This window comes from Variovorax boronicumulans, from assembly GCF_029892485.1.
GTDB classification, from domain to species: Bacteria; Pseudomonadota; Gammaproteobacteria; order Burkholderiales; family Burkholderiaceae_C; genus Variovorax; species Variovorax boronicumulans_B.
This window is the reverse complement of record NZ_JARXVG010000004.1, coordinates 469,607-492,982: the sequence shown is the minus strand read 5'-3', so window position 1 is coordinate 492,982 and position 23,376 is coordinate 469,607. Positions and strand designations below refer to the sequence as shown.

Genomic DNA, 23,376 nt, shown 5'->3' with positions numbered 1-23,376 from the left:
TCAGTTCTCTCCGAACTTGCGGCGGTAGAGCACGTCGAACACCACCGCCACGATCAGCACCTGGCCGATGATGACCATGCGCTTGCCGATGGGCACATCGAGCAGCAGCATGCCGCTGTCGAGCGACTGCATGATGAGCGCGCCCAGCACCGAGCCGAAGATCGAGCCGCTGCCGCCTGCGAGTGCGGTGCCGCCGATGACGGCCGCCGCGATCACGTAGAGCTCCATGCCGGTGCCCAGCGAATTGGTGCCCGCGTTGAGCCGCGCGATCGACACGATGGCCGCGATGGTGACCAGCACCGCGAGCAGCGCGAACAGCATCAGCGTCACGCGCTTGACCGGAATGCCCACGAGCGCCGCCGCATCGGGGTTTCCGCCCATCGCGAACACATAGCGCCCGAAGCGGGTGCGGTGCACGATGAACGACAGCACGATCGCCACCACCGCCCAGATCAGCACCGGGATCGGAATGCCCTGCGGCTCCGACTTGGAGGAGATCTGGTAGTTGTTCATGACCGCCGCGAAACCGAACACCACCGCCACGGGCACGGCCGTGATGAGCACGTCGAGCCAGAGCGGCTCGGTGGGCATCTCGTAGCGCTGGCGCGCGCGGCGCTTCTGCACCATGCGCCCGAAGAGCACGATCGCCACCAGCGCCGCGATCACCCAGCTCGCGGTGGTGCCGACGCCGCCGTCGTAGCCGCCGCCCAGGCGCTGGAAGAATTCGTCGTTCACCGGCTGCGTCTTGCCGTCGGCCACGAGAAAGGCCGCGCCGCGGAACGACATCAGGCCGCCGAGCGTGACCACGAACGAGGGCACGCCGAGCACCGCGGTGAGCCACCCCTGGTAGATCGACACCAGCAGCGCCACCGCCAGGCCAGCGAGGCAGGCCGTGGGCCACGACCAGCCCGAGGTGTATTGCAGGTACGCGATGAGCACGCCCACGAAGCCCATCACCGAGCCGACCGAAAGATCGATGTGGCGCGCCACGATGATCAGCACCATCACGGTGGAGACGATGCCCACCACGGCGGTCTGCTGCGCGACGTTGTAGAGATTCTCGGGCGAGAGAAACACGCCGCCCGACATGATGCTGAAGGCCACCGCCATGGCGACCAGCAGCACGCACATCAGGATCAGGCGCAGGTCGACGCCCGTGCGGCGCCACCATCCCGGAGTTTGGTTGCTCATTTTCTGGATACCCCTCGAAGCGGGTGCGCGACCGCGCCCCGGCCGGGCCTGCAAAGGCCGGCCTGGCGCAGCATCGCGCGGATGGACGACTGTCGGCTGGCTTGCTTACTTGCAGGCCGCGGGCGCGCTGGCGGCCTGGACGCCCTTGCAGAGCTCGTCCTTCTTGATCCAGCCGGCCTTGACGATCACGTCGAGGTTGTCGCGCGTGATCGGCACCGGCGTGAGCAGGCGCGAGGAGAGCGAGATCTTCTTGGCGCCGCCGGCCCACGGTGCGGCCTTGTCGACCGGCTTGCCGCCCGCGAGTGCGACGGCGGCGCTGGCGGCTTCGCGGCCGAGTTCGCGCGAGTCCTTCCAGATGGTGGCGGTCTGCGTGCCGAGCGCCACGCGGTTGAGCGCGGCGAAGTCGGCGTCCTGGCCCGACACCGGCACGCCGCGCAGGCCCTTGGCCGTGAGCGCAGCGACCGCGCCGCCGGCGGTGCCGTCGTTGGCAGCCACCACCGCGTCGACCTTGTTGGCGTTCTTGGTGAGGATCTGCTCCATGTTCTTCTGCGCGACCTCGGGCTTCCAGCCTTCGGTGTATTCGTCGCCGACGATCTTGATGTCGCCCTTCTTGATGGAGGCCTCCAGCACTTCCTGCTGGCCCGCGCGCAGGAAGTCGGCATTCGGGTCGCTCGGCGAGCCCTTGATGATCACGTAGTTGCCCTTGGGCTTGACCTTGAGCACCTCGCGTGCCTCCATGCGGCCGACCTCGACGTTGTCGAAGGTGATGTAGAAGACGCCGGGCGCCTCGATCAGGCGGTCGTAGGCGACGACGGGCACCTTCTGGCGCGTGGCCTTGGTGACGGCCGGCAGGATCGCGTCCTTGTCCATCGCAAGCACGATGAGCGCCTTGGCGCCCTTGGACATCAGGCCCTCGATGTCGCCCAGCTGCTTCTCGGGCGAACCGCCCGCGTCGGCGCTGATGTACTTGGCGCCCAGCTTTTCGAGTTGCGCCTTGATGGCGGCTTCGTCGGTCTTCCAGCGTTCTTCCTGGAAGTTCGACCAGCTCACGCCGACCACGGTCTGGGCCAGAGCGCTCACGGCGGTCAGGCCGAAGGCCATGGCGGCCAGTGTGTGTTTGAGTTGCATCGGTGTCTCTCCTGCCGTGTAAGAAATTAGTTAGTTTGAAAGGCGAACTAACTATCCCATCTGGCACAGAGGATTGGCATCGGGGAATTCCCCGAGCGCCGGAATGCAGCGAATCAGTGCGGAGCAGGCGTCGATGGCGGGGCGGTGGCCACCCGGAGCCAGCCCAGTGCGCGGCCCGCCACCGTCCAGCGGCCATCGATGCTCTCCAGCGCAAAGCGGGCCCGGCTGCCCGAGAACGGGCCGGGGTTCTGCTGGACGATCTCGAGTTCGCGCTCGTTCACTCCGGCCACGATGGCGACGTGGCCGTACGGGTTGAAGAGCGTGGGCGGAAACACGATGAGGTCGTCCACCTGCGGCTTCTCCGATCCGGCGTTGCGGTACTGCACGAGCGCCCGCTTCGGATTCAGCGCGCCCTGCGCCGTGTCGGCGTCGAAGAAGTCCCTGGCGTTGCCGAAGGCGTCCGGCATGCGGTGGCCAAAGCGCTCGAAGTAGTAGCGTTTGACGAACTCCACGCACTGGTACTTGATGCCCAGGTTGTAGCCGTCGCGCGAGAGGTTGCGGCCTTCGGAGTTGTTGACGCCGCCGTTGTAGTAGACCTTCACGCCGTTGAACTCGTCGACCACCGCGCCCACCTCCTGGCCGGGGTTGAGGTTGGTGTAGGTCGCGACGCGGTAACCGGCAACGGCCAGCACGGCGGCCCCGGCGAGGGAAAGAACAAGAGTGCGCAGGCGAATCATGGGGCCCGAGGTTAGCGCCCCGCGGCAGCGGGTATCGTCCCATGGACTGCCTCGCCGCCGGTCCTCGGGCATGATCGCGTGCACAAAAAAGAGCACTGGAGACAACCGATGGACCCGAGCATTCCCCCCGGCGCCGGCGAGGCGCTGTACCGGACGATGGTGCGCATCCGCGCCTTCGAGAACGCCGCCGAAACGGCGAGCCAGGGCGGCGTGAGCGCCTATGGCCAGCAGGCCGGCGGCGCCGCCAAAGTGCGCGGCCCGCTGCACCTGTCGACCGGGCAGGAAGCCGTGCCCGCCGGCGTGTGCGCGCACCTGCGCACCAGCGACTACCTCACCTCCACCCATCGCGGCCACGGCCACACGCTGGCCAAGGGCGCGGACCTCACCCGCATGATGTGCGAGCTGTTCGGCAAGGCCACGGGCTTCAACGGCGGCAAGGGCGGCTCGATGCACATCGCCGATTTCTCGGTCGGCATGCTGGGTGCCAACGGCGTGGTGGCGGCAGGGCTGCCGATTGCAGTAGGCGCGGCGCATGCGCAGAAGCTGCTCAAGAAAAGTGACGACATCACGGTTTGCTTCTTCGGTGATGGCGCGATCAACCGCGGGCCCTTTCTCGAAGCACTGAACTGGGCGCGCGTGTACGAACTGCCGGTGCTCTTCGTCTGCGAAGACAACCGCTGGAGCGCCACCACGGCGAGCGGGCCGATGACGGCGGGCGAGGGCGCATCGGCGCGCGCCATGTCGACGGACATCGCGGCCACGCAGGTTGACGGCAACGACGTGTTCGCGGTGCACGAGGCCGCCGCGCGCCTCGTGAAGGAAGTGCGCGGCGGCGCCGGACCGCGCCTGCTGCATGCGCTGACGTATCGCGTGAAGGGGCATGTGTCGGTCGATCTCGCGGCGTACCGCGACCCGGCCGAACTGGCCGCGGCGCTGGAGACCGACCCGATCGCGCGCACGCGCGGCCACCTGCTCTCCATCGGTGTGACCGCGGCCACGCTCGATGCCATCGAGAACGCGGCGCGCGACGAAGTCGACACCGCATTGGCAGTTGCCGACGCGGCGCCCTGGCCCGATGCCGGCGCCGCATTCACCGACGTGCAGACCATCGGAGCAGGCCAATGGCATTGAGCAAGGAACTGAGTTACGCCGAAGCCGCCGTGCTCGCCGTGCAGCGCGAGATGGAAGCCGATGCGCGCGTGGTCGTGCTCGGCGAAGACGTGGGCCGCGGCGGCATCTTCGGCCAGTACAAGGGACTGCAGCAGACCTTCGGTGAAGAGCGCGTGATCGACACGCCGATCAGCGAGGCCGCGATCATGGGCGCGGGCGTGGGCATGGCGCTCGCAGGGCTGCGCCCCGTGGTCGAGATGCGCGTGGTGGACTTCGCGCTCTGCGGCATGGACGAGCTGGTGAACCAGGCCGCCAAGAACCGCTTCATGTTCGGCGGCCAGGGCCGCGTGCCGCTGGTGGCGCGCATGCCGGGCGGCATCTGGGACGCCTCGGCCGCGCAGCATTCGCAGTCGCTCGAAGCCTGGTTCGCGCACCTGCCGGGCGTGGTGGTGGTGAGCCCGTCGACGCCGCAGGACAACTACGGCCTGCTGCGCGCCGCGCTGCAATGCGGCGACCCGGTGGTCTACATCGAGCACAAGACGCTGTGGGGGCTGCGCGGTGAGGTCGATGAAGACATCGCGGTGCCGCTCGGCAAGGCGGCGCGCGTGCGCGAAGGCAATGCGCTCACGCTCGTGAGCTGGAGCCGGCAGATGCAGGCGTGTACCGCGGCGTGCAACGCGCTCGCGGCCGAAGGCATCGCGGTGGACCTGATAGACCTGCGCACGCTGTGGCCGTGGGATCGCGAGACGGTGCTCTCCTCATGCGCGCGCACCGGGCGATTGCTGGTGGTGCACGAGGCGGTGCAGGCCGCGGGCTTCGGCGCGGAGATCGCGGCCTGCACCGCGGAAGCGACGGGTTGCCGCATCGCGAGGCTCGGCGCGCCGCGCATTCCAGTCGGCTATTCGCCGGTGCTGGAGGCGCAGTCGCGCATCGGCGTGGAGGCCGTCGTGGCCGCCGCGAGGAAGCTGCTGGGCTGAGCCCGCGGGGCTGAGCTTGCGGGCCTGCTTTCAGGCGGCGAAGCCGCCGTCGATGTTCAGGCTCGCACCGGTCACGAAGGCCGCTTCGGGGCTGGCCAGGTACGCGACCATGCTCGCGATTTCGTCAGGATGGCCGTGGCGGGGCAGCGCCATCAGGCCGTGCATCGCAGCGGCGTTCGGGCCGTCGACCGGGTTCATGTCGGTGTTGACCGGGCCGGGCTGCACGTTGTTGACGGTGATGCCGCGCGGGCCGAGGTCGCGTGAAAGGCCTTGCACCAGGCCCTTCAATGCCGACTTGCTCATGGCGTAGGCCGCACCGCCGGGCCAGGGCATGCGCTCGGCGTTGGTGCTGCCGATGTTGATGATGCGGCCGCCCTCGCCCATGTGGCGCGAGGCGGCCTTGGCCGCGACGAACACGGCGCGCACGTTGACATTGAGCGTCTTGTCGAAGTCTTCGAGCGAGAAGTCGTCCAGGGCACCGCCGAGGAACACGCCGGCGTTGTTCACCAGGATGTCGATCTTGCCGAGCGTGCGGGCCGCTTCGTCGATGCCGGCGGTGAGGGCGGCTGCGTCGGCGCTGTCGATCTTCAGCGCGAGCGCGCGGCCGCCTTCGGACTGAATGCTGCGCACCAGTTCGTCGGCCGGAGCTGCCGCGCTGCTGTAGCTGAAGGCGACGGCGGCGCCATCGCGCACCAGGCGGCGCACGATGGCCGCGCCGATGCCGCGCGAACCGCCGGTGACGAAGGCGACCTTGCCGGCCAGGACGGGGGAAGAAGAAGTGGTGAAAGCCATGATTTTTCCGTTGTCGAGTGGAGGAATGACTTCAGTGTCGGGATTCCACTCCTTGTCCGGTAGCCATCAATAGGCCCAATCAAATTCAACCCGAAGTTGAAGATGAGATCGAAAATGTGCGCATGGAACCGCTCAATCACCTCGAATCCTTCGTGCAAAGCGCCGAAAGCGGCAGTTTCTCGGCGGCCGCGCGGCGCCTCGGGCTCACGCCGGCGGCGGTCAGCAAGAACGTCGCGCGGCTGGAGGCCCGGCTGGGCGTGCGGCTGTTCCAGCGCAGCACGCGGCGCCTCACGCTCACCGAGGGCGGGGAGCGCTTCCTGGCGCAGATCGGCGGCCCGCTCGCCACGCTGCAGGAGGCGGTGGCAGGCTTGGCCAAGGACGACGGCCAGCCCGCCGGCACGCTGAAGATCAGCATGGGCCAGGCCTTCGGGCGCGAGCATGTGCTGCCGATGATGGGCGACTTTCTGGCGCGGTATCCGGCCATCGTTCCCGACTGGCATTTCGACAACCAGCAGGTCGACCTGGTCGGCGAGGGCTTCGATGCGGCCATCGGCGGCGGCATCGAGCTGTCGCCAGGCGTGGTGGCGCGGGAGCTGTCGCGCATCCATGTGGTGGCGGTTGCATCGCCGGCCTACATGGCGGGGCGTGCGCTGCCCGTGCAGCCCGCCGACCTGGCACAGCTGGACGTGCTGCTGCGCCGCTCTTCGCCCACCGGGCGCCTGCGCAGCTGGACGCTACAGCATGCCAACGGCCAGCAGGCCACGGTGGAACTGCCGCGGCCGCGCGCCATCTTCAACGACCCCGAGGCGATCGCGCATGCCGCGCTGCTGGGGCTGGGCGCGGCGATGCTGCCGATGCCTTTCGTCGAGCGCGGCCTGCGCAGCGGCGGGCTGGTGCGGCTCCTGCCCGAATGGCATTTCGATGCGGGGGTGGTGTGGCTCTACTACCCGAGCAAGAAGCTGCTGCCGCCCAAGACGCGCGTGTTCATCGACTTCGTGCTGGAGCGCTTTCGCAGCGAGCGGTTCGCCGAGCGGATGCAGGTGGCTTGAAAGCGGCGATTCCCGGGGTTTTCACTCGCGGCGGCGGGTGCGGTTCGCCTGTAAAAAGACGCGCATGAACTTATCTTTCAAAACGAATCGCCGGGCCGCGCTGACGGCGTCCGCCGCGGCTGCCATTGCGCTGATGGCGCCCACCGCGTGGGCCCAGGGCACTTGGCCGACCAAGCCTGTGCGCATCGTCGTGCCCTTCGCGGCCGGCGGCACTACCGACATCCTGGCGCGCGCGGTCGCGCCCGAACTCTCCAAGGCCTTCGGCCAGCAGTTCATCGTGGACAACCGCGCGGGCGCGGGTGGCAACGTCGGCGCCGAGCTCGTGGCGCGCGCGCCGAACGACGGCTACACGCTCCTCATGGGCACGGTGGGCACGCACGGCATCAACCGCGCGCTGTATCCCAAGCTGCCCTTCGATCCGATCAAGGACTTCGTACCGATCACGCTGGTGGCAGCGGTGCCGAACGTGATGGAAATGAACGCAGAGAAGGCCAAGGCGCTGAACATCCACAACGTGCAGGACTTCATCAAGTACGCCAAGGCGAACCCCGGCAAGCTGAACATGGCATCGAGCGGCAGCGGCACCTCGATCCACCTGGCGGGCGAGCTCTTCAAGAGCATGACGGGCACCTTCATGGCGCACATCCCGTACAAGGGCTCGGGCCCGGCGCTGCTGGACATGGTGGGCGGCAATGCCGACGTGATGTTCGACAACCTGCCTTCGTCGATGGCGCAGATCAAGGGCGGCAAGCTCACCGCGCTGGCGGTGACCAGCGCGCAGCGCTCGCCTGCGCTGCCCGACCTTCCGACGGTGGAAGAAGCGGGCGGGCCAACGCTCAAGGGTTTCGAGGCGAGCTCATGGTTCGGGCTGTTGGCGCCGGCCGGCACCTCGCCGGAGATCGTGAACCGGATTCAGCAGGAAGTGGCCAAGTCGCTCGGCACGCCCGCCATCAAGGAGAAGATGCTTGCCCAGGGTGCGATCCCGAGCGGCAATTCGCCGGCCGACTTCACGAAGCTCATCGCGAGCGAGCACGTGAAGTGGGCGAAGGTCGTGAAAGACTCCGGCGCAAAGGTGGACTGATGACGACCTGCTTCAGGTGCTCCAGGTCACGTCCTTGCCGTCGGCCTGCGAGTCCTTGAGCATGTGAAGCAGGGGGGCTGCACGCTGGTGCAGTCCGACATGCTGCTTCTCGGCATCGCTGGTGTGGCCTTCGACGGCGTAGTCGTCGTTGTTGTGGGCATTGCTGCCCTCGCGCGCCAATGCGGCCTCCAGCGCGGCAATGGCGCTGGGAATCTGCTCGACCGTGATGATGCCTTGCGGCGCCGGGGATTTGCCGACGATGTCGAGCAGCTGGCGCGCATGGATTTCGAGCATCACGAAATCAGGAGCGGCCCGGGACTTGAAACGATAGAGCATGGTTTTTTTCACTCACTTGTAGATGTAGTCACGGGCAAAAGGGTACACCGATTGCGCGCCGCGCAAGACGCCCGCGCGCCCTACATTGCCGTCAGGCTTTGTCGACAACATCTGGTGCAGGGAGATCCATCCCTGCTCGAAACTCATGGCCGAGCCGGCGAGGTACAGGCGGTAGGCGCGCAGCACGCGCTCGGCGTTCTCGGCCTGGCGGCCGCCGTTGCGCTGCAGCACTTCGAGCGCCGCGTCGAGCTGCGCTTCGAGCGCGTCGGACCAGGCCCAGAGCGTGCGCGCATAGTGCGGGCGCAGGCTCTCGGTATCGACCATCTCCAGGCCGGCCGCCGCCGTCTCGCGCAGCACGTGCGTGACGTGCAGCAACTCGCCGCCGGGAAAGATGTACTTCTCGATGAAGTCGCCCATGCCCGCGCCGAGCTGGCGGTAGTTGAGCTCGCCCGAGGTGATGCCGTGGTTCATGACCAGGCCGCCGGGCTTGAGCAGCGCATGGATCTTGCGGAAGTAGGTCGGCATGTTGGCCGCGCCCACATGCTCGAACATGCCGACCGAGGAGATCTTGTCGAAGGGCTGGTCGGCCGAGAGCTCGCGGTAGTCGCGCAGCTCGACGCGCACGCGGCCCTGCAGGCCCTTCTCTTCGATGAGACGCTGCACGTATGCATGCTGGTTCTTCGACAGCGTGATGCCGGTGGCATCGACCCCGTAGTGCTCCGCAGCCCACAGGAGCAGCGCGCCCCAGCCGGAGCCAATGTCGAGATAGCGCTCGCCCGGCTGCAGCATCAACTTGCGGCAAATGTGGTCAAGCTTGGCTTCCTGCGCCTCTGCCAACGTGAGGTCGGGCGTGCGGAAGTAGGCGCATGAATAGACGCGGCGCGCATCGAGCCACAGCGCGTAGAAGTCGTCGGAGACGTCGTAGTGGAACTCGATCTGCGCCGCATCCTTGCGCAGCGAATGCGCGCCATGCGACTTGGCGCGGTGCTGCAGGCGGCTCCACCAGCCGGTGTCGGTTTCGGCCGGGTTGCCGGGCAGCATGCCGACGGTGGCGTCGATCAGGTCGCGCATGGCGCCTTCGATCTGCACCTTGCCCTCGACATAGGCCTCTCCGATGGCCCCCACCTGCCGGGCGGCCAGCTTGGCCAGCACCGCCCACTCCTTGAAAGCCAGCGTGACGCGGGCCCCCGCCTGGGCAACGCGCCGGCCATCCGGCAGTTCCAGCGCGATGGGGACAGGCAGCGAAGCCAGCTGCGACTCGATCTTGGGTATCAAGTTTTGCATGGGGCCCATGGTATTGATTTTTGCAAGTGTTTGCATCACTACCGGCACCAGCCCCCTCGGGCCCCGTTACGAAACCAGCATTGACAGTAGATTGTTTATGTCTAAACTATTCAACCATGAACAGCATCAGCCCGGCCAAATCCGCTCCCGCCTCGGACCTCCAGCGCATCCTGTGCATCGGCGGCGGTCCGGCAGGCCTGTATTTCGCGCTCTTGATGAAGGCGCGCAACCCCGCGCTACAGATCACGGTGGTGGAGCGCAACCGGCCGTTCGACACCTTCGGCTGGGGCGTGGTGCTGAGCGACCAGACGCTGGGCAACCTCAAGGCCGCCGATGCCGACACCGCGGCGCTGATCGGCAACGAGTTCCATCACTGGGACGACATCCAGGTCTTCTTCAAGGGCCGCCAGGTGCGCTCGGGCGGCCACGGCTTCTGCGGCATCGGACGCAAGCGCCTCCTGAACATCCTGCAGGAGCGCTGCCTCGCGCTCGGCGTGGACCTCGTGTTCGAAACCGACGCGACGGATGACCAAGCGATCGCCGCGCAATACAAGGCCGACCTCGTGATCGCGAGCGACGGTCTCAACAGCCGCATCCGCCAGCGCTACGCCGATGTGTTCAAGCCCGACGTCGACCTGCGCAACTGCCGCTTCGTGTGGCTGGGCACGCATCAGACCTTCGACGCCTTCACCTTCGCCTTCGAACAGACCGAGCACGGCTGGTTCCAGGCGCACGCCTACCAGTTCGACGACAAGACCTCGACCTTCATCGTCGAGACGCCCGAAGCCGTGTGGAAGGCCCACGGCCTCGACCAGATGGAGCAGCCAGAAGCCATCGCCTTCTGCGAGAAGCTGTTCGCCAGGTACCTGGGCGGCCACGCGCTGATCAGCAACGCCACGCACCTGCGCGGCTCGGCCAACTGGATCCGCTTTCCGCGCGTGGTGTGCGAACGCTGGACGCACCGCATCGACGTCGAAGGCCGTTCGGTGCCCGTGGTGTTGATGGGCGATGCGGCGCACACGGCGCACTTCTCCATCGGCTCGGGCACCAAGCTCGCGCTCGAAGACGCGATCGACCTCGCGAACGAATTCGAGCAGGGCGGCACGCTCGACCATGTGCTCGAAGGTTATGAAGCACGCCGCAGCGTCGAGGTGCTGAAGATCCAGAATGCCGCGCGCAATTCCACCGAGTGGTTCGAGAACGTGCCGCGCTACACCGGCATGCAGATCGAGCAGTTCGCCTACTCGCTGCTCACCCGCTCGCAGCGCATCAGCCACGAGAACCTGCGCGTGCGCGACACGCAATGGCTCGGCGGCTACGAGCAATGGCTCGCGGGCGGCAAGGCGATGGCGCCGATGCTCATGCCCTACAAGGTGCGCGGCCTCACGCTGAAGAACCGCATCCTGGTCTCGCCGATGGCGACCTACAGTGCGGTCGACGGCGTGCCGCAGGATTTCCTGCTGGTCCACCTGGGCGCACGCGCGCTCGGCGGCGCGGCGATGGTGTTCGTCGAAATGACGAGCCCGACGCCCGAAGGCCGCATCACCCCCGCCTGCACCGGCCTCTACAACGACACGCAGCAAGCGGCCTTCAAGCGCATCGTCGATTTCGTGCACACCCAGTCGAGCGCGAAGATCGCGATGCAACTCGGCCACAGCGGACCCAAGGGCTCCACGCGCGTGGGCTGGGAGGGCACCGACGAGCCGCTCGAAGACGGCAACTGGCCGGTGCTCGGCGCCAGCGCATTGCCCTACGGCGAGCAGAACCAGCTGCCGGCCGCAATCACGCGCGACCAGATGGACACGCTGCGCGACCAGTTCGTGGACTCCACCCGCCGCGCCGCCGAATGCGGCTTCGACTGGGTCGAACTGCACTGCGCGCACGGCTACCTGCTGTCGGCCTTCATCAGCCCGCTCACGAACCAGCGCACCGACGAATACGGCGGCGATATCGAGGCGCGCTGCCGCTATCCGCTGGAAGTGTTCCGCGCGATGCGCGCCGTGTGGCCGCAGGACAAGCCGATGAGCGTGCGCATCTCCGCGCACGACTGGGCACCCGGCGGCAACACCGACGCGGATGCCGTCATCGTCGCGCGACTCTTCAAGGAAGCCGGTGCCGATTTCATCGACGTGTCGTCAGGACAGACCACGCGCGCCGCCAAGCCGGTGTATGGCCGCATGTACCAGACGCCGTTCTCCGACCGCATCCGCAACGAGGTCGGCATCGCGACCATCGCGGTGGGCGCGATCACCGAGGCGGACCAGGCCAACAGCATCATCGCGGCCGGCCGCGCCGACCTCTGCGCCATCGCGCGCCCGCACCTCGCGGACCCCGCATGGACGCTGCACGAAGCGGCCAAGCTGCAGAGCCGCGATGTCGACTGGCCCAAGCAATACCTGAGCGGCCGCGACCAGATGTACCGCGAGATCGCCAAGCAGCAGCAGATCGCCGCGGCCAACGCCGCGATGGCCGCCGCACCGAACCCCGAGGAGACACACTGACATGGACCTCGAAGCGCGCGCGCACAGCGAACACCCCGAAGCCTTGAGGCTCTGGCTGCGGTTGCTCACCTGCACCCAGCTGATCGAGAAGCAGGTGCGCAATGAATTGCGCGCCCAGTTCGCCACCACGCTGCCGCGCTTCGACCTGATGTCGCAACTCGAGCGCTCGCCCGACGGGTTGAAGATGAACGAACTCTCGCGCCGGATGATGGTGACGGGCGGCAACGTCACGGGCATCACCGACCAGCTCGTGACCGAAGGGCTGGTCGAGCGCATCAACGTCGAAGGCGATCGCCGCGCCTGGCGCGTGCGGCTCACCGCGCGCGGCCGCAAGCTCTTCCACGAGATGGCGCAGCAGCACGAAGACTGGATCGTCGGGGCCTTCGCGGGCCTCAGCAGCAAAGAGATCGCGCAGCTGCACAAGCTGCTCGGCAAGGTCAAGCAACACTCACACAACCAATCGATGGCGGAGACCGAATGAAGCACTACATCGGCGCAGGCAATCCCATGCGCGCGCAATTCGAAGCGAAGGCAACCTACAAGGCCGAGCACTTCGCATGGAGCTACGAGGCCGGGGTCGGCACCGTCACGCTGAACCGTCCCGAACGCAAGAATCCGCTGACCTTCGACTCGTACGCCGAACTGCGCGACCTGTTCCGCGCGTTGAACTACGCAACCGACGTGAAGGCGATCGTGGTCACCGGCGCGGGCGGCAACTTCTGCTCGGGCGGTGACGTGCACGAAATCATCGGCCCGCTCACTGGCATGCGCATGCCCGAGCTGCTCGAGTTCACGCGCATGACGGGCGACCTGGTGAAGGCGATTCGCGCGTGCCCGCAACCGATCGTGGGCGCCATCGACGGTGTGTGCGCCGGTGCCGGCGCGATGATCGCGCTGGCTTGCGACCTGCGCTACGGCTCGCCGGCCACGCGCACCGCATTCCTCTTCACCCGTGTGGGCCTCGCTGGTGCGGACATGGGTGCGTGCGCACTGCTGCCGCGCGTGATCGGGCAGGGCCGTGCATCGGAGCTGCTTTTCACCGGCCGCGCGATGACGGCGCAGGAAGGCCACGCCTGGGGCTTCTTCAATGCGCTGCACGAAAGCGATGCACTGCTCGAAGCCGCCACCAGGATGGCGCGCGAACTGGCCGAAGGCCCGAGCTTCGCGCACGGCATGACCAAGACGATGCTGGCGCAGGAATGGTCGATGACCATCGACCAGGCGATCGAGGCCGAAGCGCAGGCGCAGGCGATCTGCATGCAGACCGAGGACTTCAAGCGCGCCTACGAAGCCTTCGCGGCCAAGCGCAAGCCCGTGTTCGGTGGGGACTGAAGTCATGATGACGAAGATCCCCGCACCGCCTTCGACGGCGCACCTCGCGCTGCCGTTCTTCGACGAAGCCCATCGCTCGCTCGCGCGTGACCTGCTGCCCTGGTGCGCAGCGCAGGAGATCGACGAGCGCGATGACCGCGCGGCTTGCCGCGAATGGGTGCGGCGCCTCGGCGACGGCGGCTGGCTGCGTTACGCCGTGCCCGGCAGCGCGGGCGGTGCGCTGGAGCGCCTCGATTCGCGCGCGCTGGTGCTGCTGCGCGAGACGCTCGGCTACCACTCGCCGCTGGCCGACTTCGCCTTTGCGATGCAGGGCCTGGGCAGCGGTGCGATCACGCTCGCGGGCACGCCGGAGCAGCAATCGCAGTATCTGAATGCAGTCGGCAAGGGCGACAAGATCGCAGCCTTCGCGTTGAGCGAACCCGACGCGGGCTCGGACGTGGCCGCGATGGCCATGCGCGCCGAGCCGACGGCCGATGGCTGGCTGCTGAATGGCCAGAAGACCTGGATCAGCAACGGCGGCATCGCCGACTTCTATTGCGTGTTTGCAAAGACCGATCCGACGGGCGGCACGCGCGGCATCACGGTGTTCATCGTCGATGCGACCACGCCCGGCCTCGACACTTCCGAGCACATCGACGTGATGGCCCCTCACCCGCTGGCCACGCTGCGCTTCGAGAACTGCGTGGTGCCGCGCACTGCGCAGCTCGGCGAACTCCACGGCGGCTTCAAGCTTGCGATGCGCACGCTAGACATCTTTCGCGCCTCGGTCGCCGCGGCTGCACTCGGCATGGGACGCCGCGCACTGGCCGAAGCCATCGCGCAGGCGAAGAGCCGCCGCATGTTCGGCCAGACGCTCGCGGACTTCCAGCTCACGCAAGCCAAGCTCGGCGAGATGGCCGCGCTGATCGACAGCGCCGCACTGCTCACCTACCGCGCCGCATGGATGCGCGACGACGCCGAGCAACGTGGCGCAGCAGCCGTGGGCGATGTATCCGCAGCCGCGGCGATGGCCAAGATGTGCGCCACCGAGAACGCGAGCCGCGTGATCGACATGGCATTGCAGATGCATGGCGGCCTCGGCGTGAAGGTTGGCACGAAGATTGAAAGCCTCTACCGCGACATCCGCTCGCTGCGCATCTACGAAGGCGCGACGGAAGTCCAACAACTGATCATTGGCAAATCCGTTCTGCGGGGATAAATACCGTGTCTGCCCAAGTCGACCGCTTCGTTCACGACCGCCTGCCGCCCGCCGAGCAGTTGCCGGTGTTTCGCTATGACCTGCCCGAGTTGCAGCTGCCCGACCAGTTGAACCTCGTGGAGGAACTGCTGGACAAGGCCGACGCCAAGGGTTTTGGCGACAAGCCGATGCTGCGCTCGCCGGGCGGCACGCTCACGTACAACCAGGCCGTTGTCGAGGTCAACCGCATCGCGCAGGTGCTGATCGAAGACCTCGGCCTCGTGCCGGGCAACCGCGTGCTGCTGCGCGGCGGCAACTCGGTGGCGATGGCGCTCGCTTGGCTCGCAGTGGTGAAGGCCGGCTTGATCGCGGTGGCGACGATGCCGCTGCTGCGTGCGAAGGAGCTCGGCGAGATCATCGAGAAGGCGCGCCCCGTGGCCGCGCTGTGCGACGGTCGTCTGCTCGACGAATTGGCGACGGCGCAAAAGGAGCATCCGGTGCTTGCGACGGTGATCGCATTCAACAAGCCGGACGCAAAGGATTCGCTCTCCGCACGCGCGGCCGGCAAGAGCGGCGTGTTCGCTGCATGCCCCACCGCAGCCGACGACATCGCGTTGCTCGCATTCACATCGGGCACGACGGGCAAACCCAAGGCTCCCGTCACCACGCACCGCGACGTGCTCGCGATGTGCGAGACCTGGCCGCGCCACGTGCTCAAGGCGCGCAGCGACGACATCGTGGTGGGCTCGCCGCCGCTGGCCTTCACCTTCGGGCTTGGCGGGCTGCTCGTGTTTCCGATGTGGGCCGGCGCGTCCGTGTATTTCGCCGATGCGCCGTTCACCCCCGAAGGCCTCGTGAAGCTCATCAACGAGATCGGCGCGACCATCTGCTACACCGCGCCCACGTTCTATCGCCAGATGGCGCCTTTCGTGCGGCAGCACGGCATGCCGAGCCTGCGCATCAGCGTGAGTGCGGGCGAGGCGCTGCCGGATGCGACGCGCCAGCTGTGGAAGGAAGCAGCCGGCATCGAGATGCTCGACGGCATCGGCGGCACCGAGGTGTTTCACATCTACATCTCCGCCGCGGGCGACGATGTGCGCAAGGGCGCGGTTGGCAAGGCGGTGCCGGGCTTCACCGCGAAGGTGGTGGACGACAAGGGCAACGAGGTGCCGCACGGCACAGTCGGCAAGCTGGCCTTGCAAGGACCTGTCGGCTGCCGCTACCTCGACGATCCGCGCCAGACCGACTACGTGAAGAACGGCTGGAACTACCCCGGCGATTCCTTCGTGCAGGACGACGACGGCTACTTCTTCTACCAGGCGCGCGCCGACGACATGATCATCACCGCCGGCTACAACGTCGGTGGGCCGGAGGTCGAGGACGCGCTGCTCAAGCACCCCGCGGTGGCTGAATGCGGCGTGATCGGCAAGCCCGACGCCGACCGCGGCATGATCGTGAAGGCCTTCTGCGTGCTCAAGCCCGGCAACGAAGGCGACGCAGCCCTCGTGAAGGCGCTGCAGGACCATGTGAAGGCCACCATCGCGCCCTTCAAATACCCGCGGGAGATCGAGTTCGTGACGGTGCTTCCGCGCACCGAGACCGGCAAGCTCCAGCGATTCAGACTGAGACAACTCAACAGCACACCATGATCAACAAACTCCTGCAGCCCGAGGGCTGGTTGCCTCCCAAGGGCTATGCGAACGGCGTGGCCGCGCGCGGCACCATGCTGTTCGTCGGTGGCCAGATCGGCTGGAATGCGCAGCAGCAATTCGAGTCGGACGACTTCATCGAGCAGTGCGGCTTGGCGCTGCGCAACATCGCCGAGGTGCTTCGCGCGGGCGGCGCGGGCCCGGAGCACATGGTCCGCATGACCTGGTATGTGACTGACCGCGACGAATACAGCCGCCGGTTGGCCGAGCTGGGTCCGGTCTATCGCGATGCGATGGGGCGCAACTTTCCAGCGATGACCTGCGTGCAGGTGGCGGCGCTGGTCGAGCATCGGGCGAAGGTCGAGATCGAGGTCACGGCGGTCATTCCGGACTGATCGCTTTCTTCGCCGTGCCGTCAGCCGACGGCGTGCGCGTAGCGCTTGCGGTACTCCGCCGGCGTGATGCCGACCTGGCGCTGGAATGCGCGCCGCAGCGTGTCGGCATCGGCAAATCCGCATTGGGCTGCCACCTGTTTCGGTGCGGCATCGCCGGCCTCGAGCAGACGGCGTGCGGCGGAGACGCGGATGCCTTCCACCCAGGCCGCGGGTGTGGCCCCGACCTCTTGTGCGAACAGCCGTGCGAAGTGGCGTGGGCTCAGGCTCATGCGCCCGGCAAGGTGGGCGACGCTGTGGTCTTCCGCGGGGTTTGCCACGATCCAGCGCTGAACCTCCTGCAAGGCCGATCGACCGGTGGGCGCGGCTTCGCCCTTGCGGCTGAACTGCATCTGGCCACCCGGGCGCTTGAAGAACATCACGAGCTGGGCGGCGACCTTCATGGCGATTTCCCGGCCAAGGTCTTCCTCCACCAGCGCCAGCGAAAGGTCGAGGCCCGCGGTCACGCCGGCTGCGGTGCGCAGGCGGCCGTCTCGCACGTGGATGGCATCGGCATCGACGTGCACCGCAGGGAAAGCCTGCGCCAACTGATCGGCCACCGCCCAGTGCGTCGTGACTCGCCTGCCGCTGAGCAACCCCGCCTGCGCCAGCACGAAGGCGCCGCTGCAGACCGAGCCGAAACGGCGCGTCTTGGGAGCGAGCTTGCGCAGCCATGCGGTCACGTCGAGGTTGGTCGCCGCGGTCGCGGCATGCGGCATGCCGGCCACGAGAAGCGTGTGGATTGGCTCGCCGATGTCCTCGCCGATGACGGCGTCAGGCATGAGCCGCACACCCGATGAACTGCGGATCGCGCCCGGCTGGCTCGCGATGACGCGCAGCCTGTAAGCCTCGGTACGCGCCTGCACATTCGCTTCAGCGAACACGTCGAGTGGGCCGGAGACGTCCAGCAACTGGACGCCGGGCATGGCAAGGATCGCGATGGTCTTCGTGGTGCGCATGACTGTTCTCAGTGTCTCTTTCAGAGTCGCAATGGCAGCATTTGCCGCATCACGTCTGTTGAAGACACTGTAGTCGACTCCTAAAGTTGTTCTCACACTCACAGGAGAAATACACATGGCTTTGACGACGATGATCGAAGGGGTCCGCATCCCCGACAGCAAGCTTGCGGGAGAGATCACTGAGTTGGTCCGGGACACGGCGCCCTCGCTGCTCTTCCACCACTCCAGCCGCGTCTACTACTTCGGCGCACTGGCCGGCAAGCACCGTGGCCTGACCTTCGACCCCGAGCTGCTCTACGCGGGCGCGATGTTCCACGACTTGGGGCTGGTGAAGGCGCACAGCAGTGCCAACGAACGCTTCGAAGTCGATGGAGCGAATGTGGCGCGAGATTTCCTGCGCAGTCGCGGGATCTCGCAGCGGGACGTCGACCTGGTCTGGACGGCGATCGCGCTGCACACAACGCCGGGGATTCCGCAGCACATGCACCCGGTCGTTGCGCTCGTGACGGCCGGCGTCGAGATGGACGTTCTGGGCCTGAGCTACCCGGAGTACAGCGACGCCGAACGCACGCAGGTCGTGCATGCACACCCGCGCACCGAACACTTCAAGGAGGACATCATCCAGGCCTTCTACGACGGCATCAAACACAAGCCGGAGACCACCTTCGGCAACGTGAAGGCCGATGTGATCGCGGACAAGGAGCCGCATTTCCATCGCGGCAATTTCTGCAGCGTGATTCGCTGCTCGGCCTGGCACGGCTGAGAAATCAGGGAAGTAAAAAAGCCCTCATTGCGAGGGCTTGATTCATTCAATTCACCGACCCAAGAAAAAAGGCCCTTTGAAATTCAAAGGGCCTTTTAAATTGGTTGCGCGAGCAAGATTTGAACTTGCGACCTTTGGGTTATGAGCCCAACGAGCTACCAGGCTGCTCCATCGCGCGGCAAGATGGAATTATACCTTATTCAGCAGCGCCTTGCTCGGCATCTGCTTCTTTAATTTCAGGACGGTCAACCAGTTCGACCAGAGCCATCGGCGCGTTGTCGCCCACGCGGAAACCCATTTTCAGGATGCGCGTGTAGCCGCCCGGACGTGCCGCGAAACGCGGGCCCAGATCGGCGAAGAGCTTGACGACGCTGTCGCGGTCGCGCAGGCGGTCGAAGGCCAGGCGCTTGTTGGCGAGCGTGGGCTTCTTGGCGAGCGTGATCATCGGTTCGATGACGCGGCGCAGTTCCTTGGCCTTGGGGACCGTGGTCTTGATGACTTCATGCTCGATGAGCGAATTCATCATGTTCTGCAGCATCGCAAGGCGGTGCGAGCTGGTGCGGTTGAGTTTGCGAAGTCCGTGTCCGTGACGCATGGTGCTTTTCCTTTACTTTATTAAACAGGCAGCCGTATCAGGTACTGCCCGGGCACGAGCCCTCAGGGGCTCAATTCAAAACAAAAATCAACGCTTGTCGAGACCGGCCGGCGGCCAGCTTTCAAGCTTCATACCCAAGGTCAGGCCGCGCGAAGCGAGGACTTCCTTGATTTCGTTGAGCGACTTGCGACCCAGATTCGGGGTCTTGAGCAGCTCGTTCTCGGTGCGCTGGATCAGGTCACCGATGTAGTAGATGTTCTCGGCCTTCAGGCAGTTGGCCGAACGCACGGTGAGCTCGAGTTCGTCGACAGGGCGCAGCAGGATCGGATCGAATTGCTGTGCGCTGCGCGGTGCGGGTGCATCGAATGCAGCCAGTTCGCCGCCTTCGAGTTGTGCAAACACTGCGAGCTGCTCGACCAGGATTTTAGCCGAGGCGCGAACCGCATCTTCAGCGGTGATGGCACCGTTGGTTTCGATTTCGACCAGCAGCTTGTCCAGGTCCGTACGCTGTTCAACACGGGCGCTTTCGACCGTGTAGCTCACGCGCTTGACGGGCGAGAACGATGCGTCGAGGACGATGCGGCCAATCGACTTGGTCGGCTCGTCGGCGTAGCGGCGCATCGTACCGGGCACGTAGCCGCGACCCTTTTCGACCTTGATCTGCATGTCGAGCTTGCCGCCTTGCGACAGGTGCGCGATCACGTGGTCAGGGTTGATGATCTCGACGTCGTGCGGGGTCTGGATGTCCGATGCCAGGACCGGGCCTTCGCCATCCTTGCGCAGGCTCAGCGTGACTTCATCGCGGTTGTGGAGCTTGAACACCACGCCCTTGAGATTCAGAAGGATGTTGACTACATCTTCCTGCACGCCGTCGATCGACGAGTACTCATGCAGAACGCCAGCGATCGTGACTTCGGTGGCCGAATAACCGACCATGGACGACAGCAGAACGCGGCGCAGCGCGTTGCCGAGCGTGTGGCCGTAGCCGCGCTCGAAAGGCTCGAGCGTCACCTTGGCCTTGTTGGCGGCAAGTTGCTCGACCTGGATGGTCTTGGGTTTCAGCAGGGTGGTTTGCATGCAGACTTCCTCTCAATACCCCCGGCTCGTTACACCGGTAAGGCTGGTGAAGCACCTGACCCGCAACAAAGCACGGGGCAGGAACGTGAACAACAAAAACTTGTTTCCCACACACGCGAGGTGTGCGGGAACAAAAAAATCAACGCGAATAGAGTTCGACGATCAGCGATTCGTTGATGTCGGCTGCGAATTCGTCGCGATCGGGCACCTTCTTGAAGGTGCCTTCGGCCTTGTCGGCATTCACTTCGACCCAAGCCGGGATACCGACTTGCTGGGCCAGCTGGAGCGCTTCGGCAATGCGGGTCTGCTTCTTCGACTTGTCGCGCACGGCGATCACGTCGCCGGTCTTGACCAGGTACGACGGGATGTTGACCGACTGGCCATTCACCGTGATCGCCTTGTGCGACACGAGTTGACGTGCTTCGGCGCGGGTCGAGCCGAAGCCCATGCGGTAGACGACGTTGTCCAGGCGCGATTCGAGAATGAACAGCAGGTTGGCGCCGGTGTTGCCACGGCGGCGGTCGGCTTCTTCGAAGTAGCGGCGGAATTGCTTTTCCAGCACGCCGTACATGCGCTTGACCTTCTGCTTTTCACGCAGTTGCAGACCGTAGTCCGACGTGCGCTGACCCGAAGTACGACCATGCTGGCCGGGCTTGGAGTCGAACTTGGCCTTGTCCTGAATGGAGCGGCGGGCGCTCTTCAGGAACAGGTCGGTGCCTTCACGGCGGGAAAGTTTGGCCTTGGGGCCGAGGTAGCGTGCCACGAGTATTCCTTTGTGTATCTGCCGCAGTTGCCTGCGGGAGCCATCAGCGGGACGCGGATGGCGGTGGGCTTAGTTAAAAAACAAATGCGCAGCCGCTCGAAAGCTGGCTGCGCCTTGCGGACTGACGATCAGATGCGGCGACGCTTCTGGGGACGGCAGCCGTTGTGCGGAACGGGCGTCACGTCGGCAATGGAATTGATCCGGATGCCGAGCGCAGCCAGTGCGCGCACCGACGATTCGCGACCGGGGCCCGGGCCCTTGATCTCGACGTCGAGGTTCTTGATACCTTGTTCGACAGCAGCACGGCCGGCCACTTCGGAAGCGACCTGCGCAGCGAACGGGGTCGACTTGCGCGAGCCCTTGAAGCCCTGGCCACCCGACGAAGCCCACGACAGGGCGTTGCCCTGGCGATCGGTGATCGTGATGATGGTGTTGTTGAACGAGGCATGCACGTGGGCGATACCGTCCGCAACGTTCTTGCGAACCTTCTTGCGAACGCGCTGTGCGGCGTTGTTTGCAGGTGCTTTAGCCATGCTGGTCTATCCTTATTTCTTCAGGGACTGCGCAGCCTTGCGCGGACCCTTGCGGGTGCGGGCATTGGTGCGCGTGCGCTGGCCGCGCATCGGCAGGCCGCGACGGTGACGGAAGCCGCGATAGCAACCGATGTCCATCAAACGCTTGATGTTCATCGTCGTCTCGCGACGCAGATCGCCTTCGATCGTGAACAGAGCGATCTGGTCGCGGATCTTCTCGAGATCGGCGTCGGTCAGATCCTTGATCTTCTTCGAATATTCGATGCCGCTCGCTTCGCAGATTTGACGGGCGCGGGTGCGACCGATACCGAAAATGGCGGTCAGGCCGATTTCAGCGTGCTTGTGCGGCGGAATGTTGATGCCAGCAATACGTGCCATGTGCGTCCTCTAATACTCTTCAATCAACCCTGGCGCTGCTTGTGGCGCGGGTCGGTGCAAATCACACGCACCACACCTTTACGGCGGATGACCTTGCAATTACGGCAGATGGTTTTGACCGAAGCCGAAACTCTCATTTCATTCTCCTAAAACTGTTTAACGTGGCGGTCTACCGCCCGATCTCAATACTGAACCACAGCCCTACGATGTCTTGAAGTTCGCCTTCTTCAGCAGCGATTCGTACTGCTGGGACATCATGTAGTTTTGCACCTGGGCCATGAAGTCCATCGTGACGACCACGATGATCAGCAGGGAGGTACCACCGAAGTAGAACGGCACGTTGTACTTCAGGATCAGGAACTCGGGCAGCAGGCAGACGAAGGTGATGTACACCGCGCCGGCCAGCGTCAAGCGAACCAGAATCTTGTCGATATAGCGAGCGGTCTGGTCACCCGGACGAATGCCCGGAATGAATGCACCACTCTTCTTCAGGTTATCGGCCGTTTCCTTGCTGTTGAACACGAGTGCCGTGTAGAAGAAGCAGAAGAAAACGATCGCAGCAGCGTACAGCAGCACGTAGATCGGCTCGCCCGGACGCAGCGCGCCGGCAATGTCCTTGATCCAGCGGAAACCACCTTCACCGGTGCTGAACCAGCCGACCACCGTTGCGGGCAGCAGGATGATCGACGAGGCGAAGATCGGCGGAATCACGCCGGCCATGTTCAGCTTCAAGGGCAGGTGCGACGACTGGCCGCCATAGACCTTGTTGCCGACCTGGCGCCGCGCATAGTTCACGAGGATCTTGCGCTGGCCGCGTTCCACGAACACCACGAAGTAGGTCACCAGGACGACGACCGCGATGATGAACAGCGCGACGATCGGGTTCATGGCACCGGTAGTCACCAGCGAACCCAGACCTGCGACGGCACTCGGCAGACCTGCCGCGATGCCTGCAAAGATCAGGATCGAGATGCCGTTGCCCAAGCCACGTTCGGTGATCTGCTCGCCGAGCCACATCAGGAACATCGAACCTGCCGTCAGGCTCACCATGGCGGTCAGGCGGAAGCCGAAACCGGGGGTGATCACCAGGCCGGCCGACGATTCGAGGGCCACCGCGATGCTGAACGACTGGAACAACGCCAAGCCAAGCGCGCCATAGCGCGTGTACTGCGTGATCTTGCGGCGACCGGCCTCGCCTTCCTTCTTCAATTGCTCGAAGGTCGGAAGCACGTAGGTCATCAGCTGCATGATGATCGACGCCGAGATGTACGGCATGATCCCCAACGCGAACACAGTGAAGCGCGACAGCGCCCCGCCCGAGAACATGTTGAACAGGCTCAGAATGCCGCCCTGCTGGCCCTGGAAGAGCGCCGCCAGCTGGTCCGGGTTGATACCCGGCACAGGAATGTGCGCGCCAATCCGGTAGACCACGAGCGCGAGCAGCAAAAAGACGAGCCGACGACGAAGGTCGCCGAACTTGCCTGTTTTTGCGATCGTTGCCGCGTTAGTTGCCACGAAGAACTTCTTTCAGTC

Annotated in this window: 25 protein-coding genes and 1 tRNA gene; 11 read left to right on the top strand and 15 right to left on the bottom strand. The window is 65.5% G+C overall.

The annotated features are described in order from the left end of the window. From M2282_RS12825 to M2282_RS12815, 3 genes are all read right to left on the bottom strand, one after another. Nucleotides 1–1,191, bottom strand: a complete 1,191-nt coding sequence (locus M2282_RS12825) for a sugar ABC transporter permease (protein WP_280809146.1) — start codon at nt 1,189–1,191, stop codon at nt 1–3. Between the two features lie 105 nt (nt 1,192–1,296). Then, complete coding sequence (gene xylF / locus M2282_RS12820) at nt 1,297–2,319, bottom strand: D-xylose ABC transporter substrate-binding protein (RefSeq protein WP_280809145.1); 1,023 nt, start codon at nt 2,317–2,319, stop codon at nt 1,297–1,299. Nucleotides 2,320–2,432: 113 nt separating this feature from the next. Beyond that, entirely contained in the window at nt 2,433–3,056 is a 624-nt protein-coding gene (locus M2282_RS12815; protein WP_280809144.1) for a CHAP domain-containing protein, read from the bottom strand. A 108-nt stretch (nt 3,057–3,164) separates the two neighbouring features. Here M2282_RS12815 and M2282_RS12810 point away from each other — a divergent pair, with 108 nt between their 5' ends. Continuing rightward, nucleotides 3,165–4,187, top strand: coding sequence for a thiamine pyrophosphate-dependent dehydrogenase E1 component subunit alpha (locus M2282_RS12810; protein WP_280809143.1), 1,023 nt, complete (start codon nt 3,165–3,167; stop codon nt 4,185–4,187). Continuing rightward, the gene (locus M2282_RS12805; protein WP_280809142.1) at nt 4,178–5,143 is read left to right on the top strand and encodes an alpha-ketoacid dehydrogenase subunit beta; all 966 of its coding nucleotides are present in this window, start codon (nt 4,178–4,180) and stop codon (nt 5,141–5,143) included. The genes M2282_RS12810 and M2282_RS12805 overlap by 10 nt, the downstream gene beginning before the upstream one ends. Nucleotides 5,144–5,173: 30 nt before the next feature. Here M2282_RS12805 and M2282_RS12800 read toward each other — a convergent pair whose 3' ends face one another. Continuing rightward, nucleotides 5,174–5,935: an SDR family oxidoreductase gene (locus tag M2282_RS12800; protein WP_280809141.1), complete on the bottom strand. Its 762-nt coding sequence runs from the start codon at nt 5,933–5,935 to the stop codon at nt 5,174–5,176. A 122-nt stretch (nt 5,936–6,057) separates the two neighbouring features. On the opposite strand from M2282_RS12800, the gene M2282_RS12795 reads away from it, so the two are divergent. Beyond that, on the top strand, nt 6,058–6,984 hold the full coding sequence (locus M2282_RS12795) for a LysR family transcriptional regulator (protein WP_280809140.1): 927 nt from the start codon (nt 6,058–6,060) through the stop codon (nt 6,982–6,984). Between the two features lie 64 nt (nt 6,985–7,048). Next, nucleotides 7,049–8,065, top strand: coding sequence for a Bug family tripartite tricarboxylate transporter substrate binding protein (locus tag M2282_RS12790; protein ID WP_280809139.1), 1,017 nt, complete (start codon nt 7,049–7,051; stop codon nt 8,063–8,065). Between the two features lie 12 nt (nt 8,066–8,077). Here the strand turns inward: M2282_RS12790 and M2282_RS12785 are convergent, their stop codons facing one another. Together M2282_RS12785 and M2282_RS12780 are read right to left on the bottom strand one after the other, a co-directional pair. Beyond that, complete coding sequence (locus tag M2282_RS12785) at nt 8,078–8,401, bottom strand: DUF1840 domain-containing protein (RefSeq protein ID WP_280809138.1); 324 nt, start codon at nt 8,399–8,401, stop codon at nt 8,078–8,080. Nucleotides 8,402–8,413: 12 nt separating this feature from the next. Further along, nucleotides 8,414–9,685 carry a cyclopropane-fatty-acyl-phospholipid synthase family protein gene (locus M2282_RS12780; protein ID WP_280809137.1) on the bottom strand — a complete coding sequence of 424 codons (1,272 nt, stop codon included), beginning with the start codon at nt 9,683–9,685 and terminating at the stop codon, nt 8,414–8,416. A gap of 116 nt (nt 9,686–9,801) precedes the next feature. Here M2282_RS12780 and M2282_RS12775 point away from each other — a divergent pair, with 116 nt between their 5' ends. From M2282_RS12775 to M2282_RS12750, 6 genes are read left to right on the top strand one after another with little or no spacing between them, the layout of a single operon-like run. Next, a complete protein-coding gene (locus M2282_RS12775) occupies nt 9,802–12,186 on the top strand; it encodes a bifunctional salicylyl-CoA 5-hydroxylase/oxidoreductase (RefSeq protein ID WP_280809136.1) in 2,385 nt (794 codons plus the stop codon). Nucleotide 12,187: 1 nt separating this feature from the next. Then, nucleotides 12,188–12,667, top strand: a complete 480-nt coding sequence (locus M2282_RS12770) for a MarR family winged helix-turn-helix transcriptional regulator (RefSeq protein WP_280809135.1) — start codon at nt 12,188–12,190, stop codon at nt 12,665–12,667. Beyond that, nucleotides 12,664–13,518 (top strand): enoyl-CoA hydratase family protein, encoded by an 855-nt coding sequence (locus tag M2282_RS12765; protein WP_280809134.1) that lies wholly within the window; start codon nt 12,664–12,666, stop codon nt 13,516–13,518. Before M2282_RS12770 ends, M2282_RS12765 begins: the two co-directional genes overlap by 4 nt. A 4-nt stretch (nt 13,519–13,522) precedes the next feature. Next, nucleotides 13,523–14,716 (top strand): acyl-CoA dehydrogenase family protein, encoded by a 1,194-nt coding sequence (locus M2282_RS12760; protein WP_280809133.1) that lies wholly within the window; start codon nt 13,523–13,525, stop codon nt 14,714–14,716. A 5-nt stretch (nt 14,717–14,721) separates the two neighbouring features. Beyond that, nucleotides 14,722–16,344 (top strand): AMP-binding protein, encoded by a 1,623-nt coding sequence (locus tag M2282_RS12755; RefSeq protein WP_280809132.1) that lies wholly within the window; start codon nt 14,722–14,724, stop codon nt 16,342–16,344. Next, entirely contained in the window at nt 16,341–16,739 is a 399-nt protein-coding gene (locus tag M2282_RS12750) for a RidA family protein (RefSeq protein WP_042577483.1), read from the top strand. The genes M2282_RS12755 and M2282_RS12750 overlap by 4 nt, the downstream gene beginning before the upstream one ends. 20 nt (nt 16,740–16,759) lie before the next feature. On the opposite strand, the gene M2282_RS12745 is transcribed toward M2282_RS12750, so the two are convergent. Continuing rightward, nucleotides 16,760–17,734 (bottom strand): GlxA family transcriptional regulator, encoded by a 975-nt coding sequence (locus tag M2282_RS12745; protein WP_280809131.1) that lies wholly within the window; start codon nt 17,732–17,734, stop codon nt 16,760–16,762. Nucleotides 17,735–17,849: 115 nt separating this feature from the next. Here M2282_RS12745 and M2282_RS12740 point away from each other — a divergent pair, with 115 nt between their 5' ends. Beyond that, complete coding sequence (locus M2282_RS12740; RefSeq protein WP_432422895.1) at nt 17,850–18,497, top strand: HD domain-containing protein; 648 nt, start codon at nt 17,850–17,852, stop codon at nt 18,495–18,497. A gap of 101 nt (nt 18,498–18,598) precedes the next feature. On the opposite strand, the gene M2282_RS12735 is transcribed toward M2282_RS12740, so the two are convergent. The 8 genes from M2282_RS12735 to secY all read right to left on the bottom strand — a co-directional run bounded on the left by M2282_RS12735 (nt 18,599) and on the right by secY (nt 23,358). After that, nucleotides 18,599–18,675: transfer RNA gene (locus M2282_RS12735), tRNA-Met, on the bottom strand. 18 nt (nt 18,676–18,693) lie between these two features. After that, nucleotides 18,694–19,092, bottom strand: coding sequence for a 50S ribosomal protein L17 (rplQ, locus tag M2282_RS12730; RefSeq protein ID WP_013544103.1), 399 nt, complete (start codon nt 19,090–19,092; stop codon nt 18,694–18,696). A gap of 87 nt (nt 19,093–19,179) precedes the next feature. Further along, the gene (locus M2282_RS12725) at nt 19,180–20,169 is read right to left on the bottom strand and encodes a DNA-directed RNA polymerase subunit alpha (protein WP_009124827.1); all 990 of its coding nucleotides are present in this window, start codon (nt 20,167–20,169) and stop codon (nt 19,180–19,182) included. Nucleotides 20,170–20,308: 139 nt separating this feature from the next. Next, complete coding sequence (gene rpsD, locus M2282_RS12720; RefSeq protein ID WP_013544104.1) at nt 20,309–20,932, bottom strand: 30S ribosomal protein S4; 624 nt, start codon at nt 20,930–20,932, stop codon at nt 20,309–20,311. A gap of 128 nt (nt 20,933–21,060) precedes the next feature. After that, nucleotides 21,061–21,465 carry a 30S ribosomal protein S11 gene (gene rpsK / locus M2282_RS12715; protein WP_009124825.1) on the bottom strand — a complete coding sequence of 135 codons (405 nt, stop codon included), beginning with the start codon at nt 21,463–21,465 and terminating at the stop codon, nt 21,061–21,063. Nucleotides 21,466–21,477: 12 nt separating this feature from the next. Next, nucleotides 21,478–21,843 (bottom strand): 30S ribosomal protein S13, encoded by a 366-nt coding sequence (gene rpsM / locus M2282_RS12710; RefSeq protein WP_013544105.1) that lies wholly within the window; start codon nt 21,841–21,843, stop codon nt 21,478–21,480. A 23-nt stretch (nt 21,844–21,866) separates the two neighbouring features. Further along, nucleotides 21,867–21,980 (bottom strand): 50S ribosomal protein L36, encoded by a 114-nt coding sequence (gene rpmJ / locus M2282_RS12705; RefSeq protein WP_013544106.1) that lies wholly within the window; start codon nt 21,978–21,980, stop codon nt 21,867–21,869. Between the two features lie 64 nt (nt 21,981–22,044). Beyond that, complete coding sequence (gene secY / locus M2282_RS12700; protein WP_280809130.1) at nt 22,045–23,358, bottom strand: preprotein translocase subunit SecY; 1,314 nt, start codon at nt 23,356–23,358, stop codon at nt 22,045–22,047. Between the last annotated feature and the right edge of the window lie 18 nt (nt 23,359–23,376).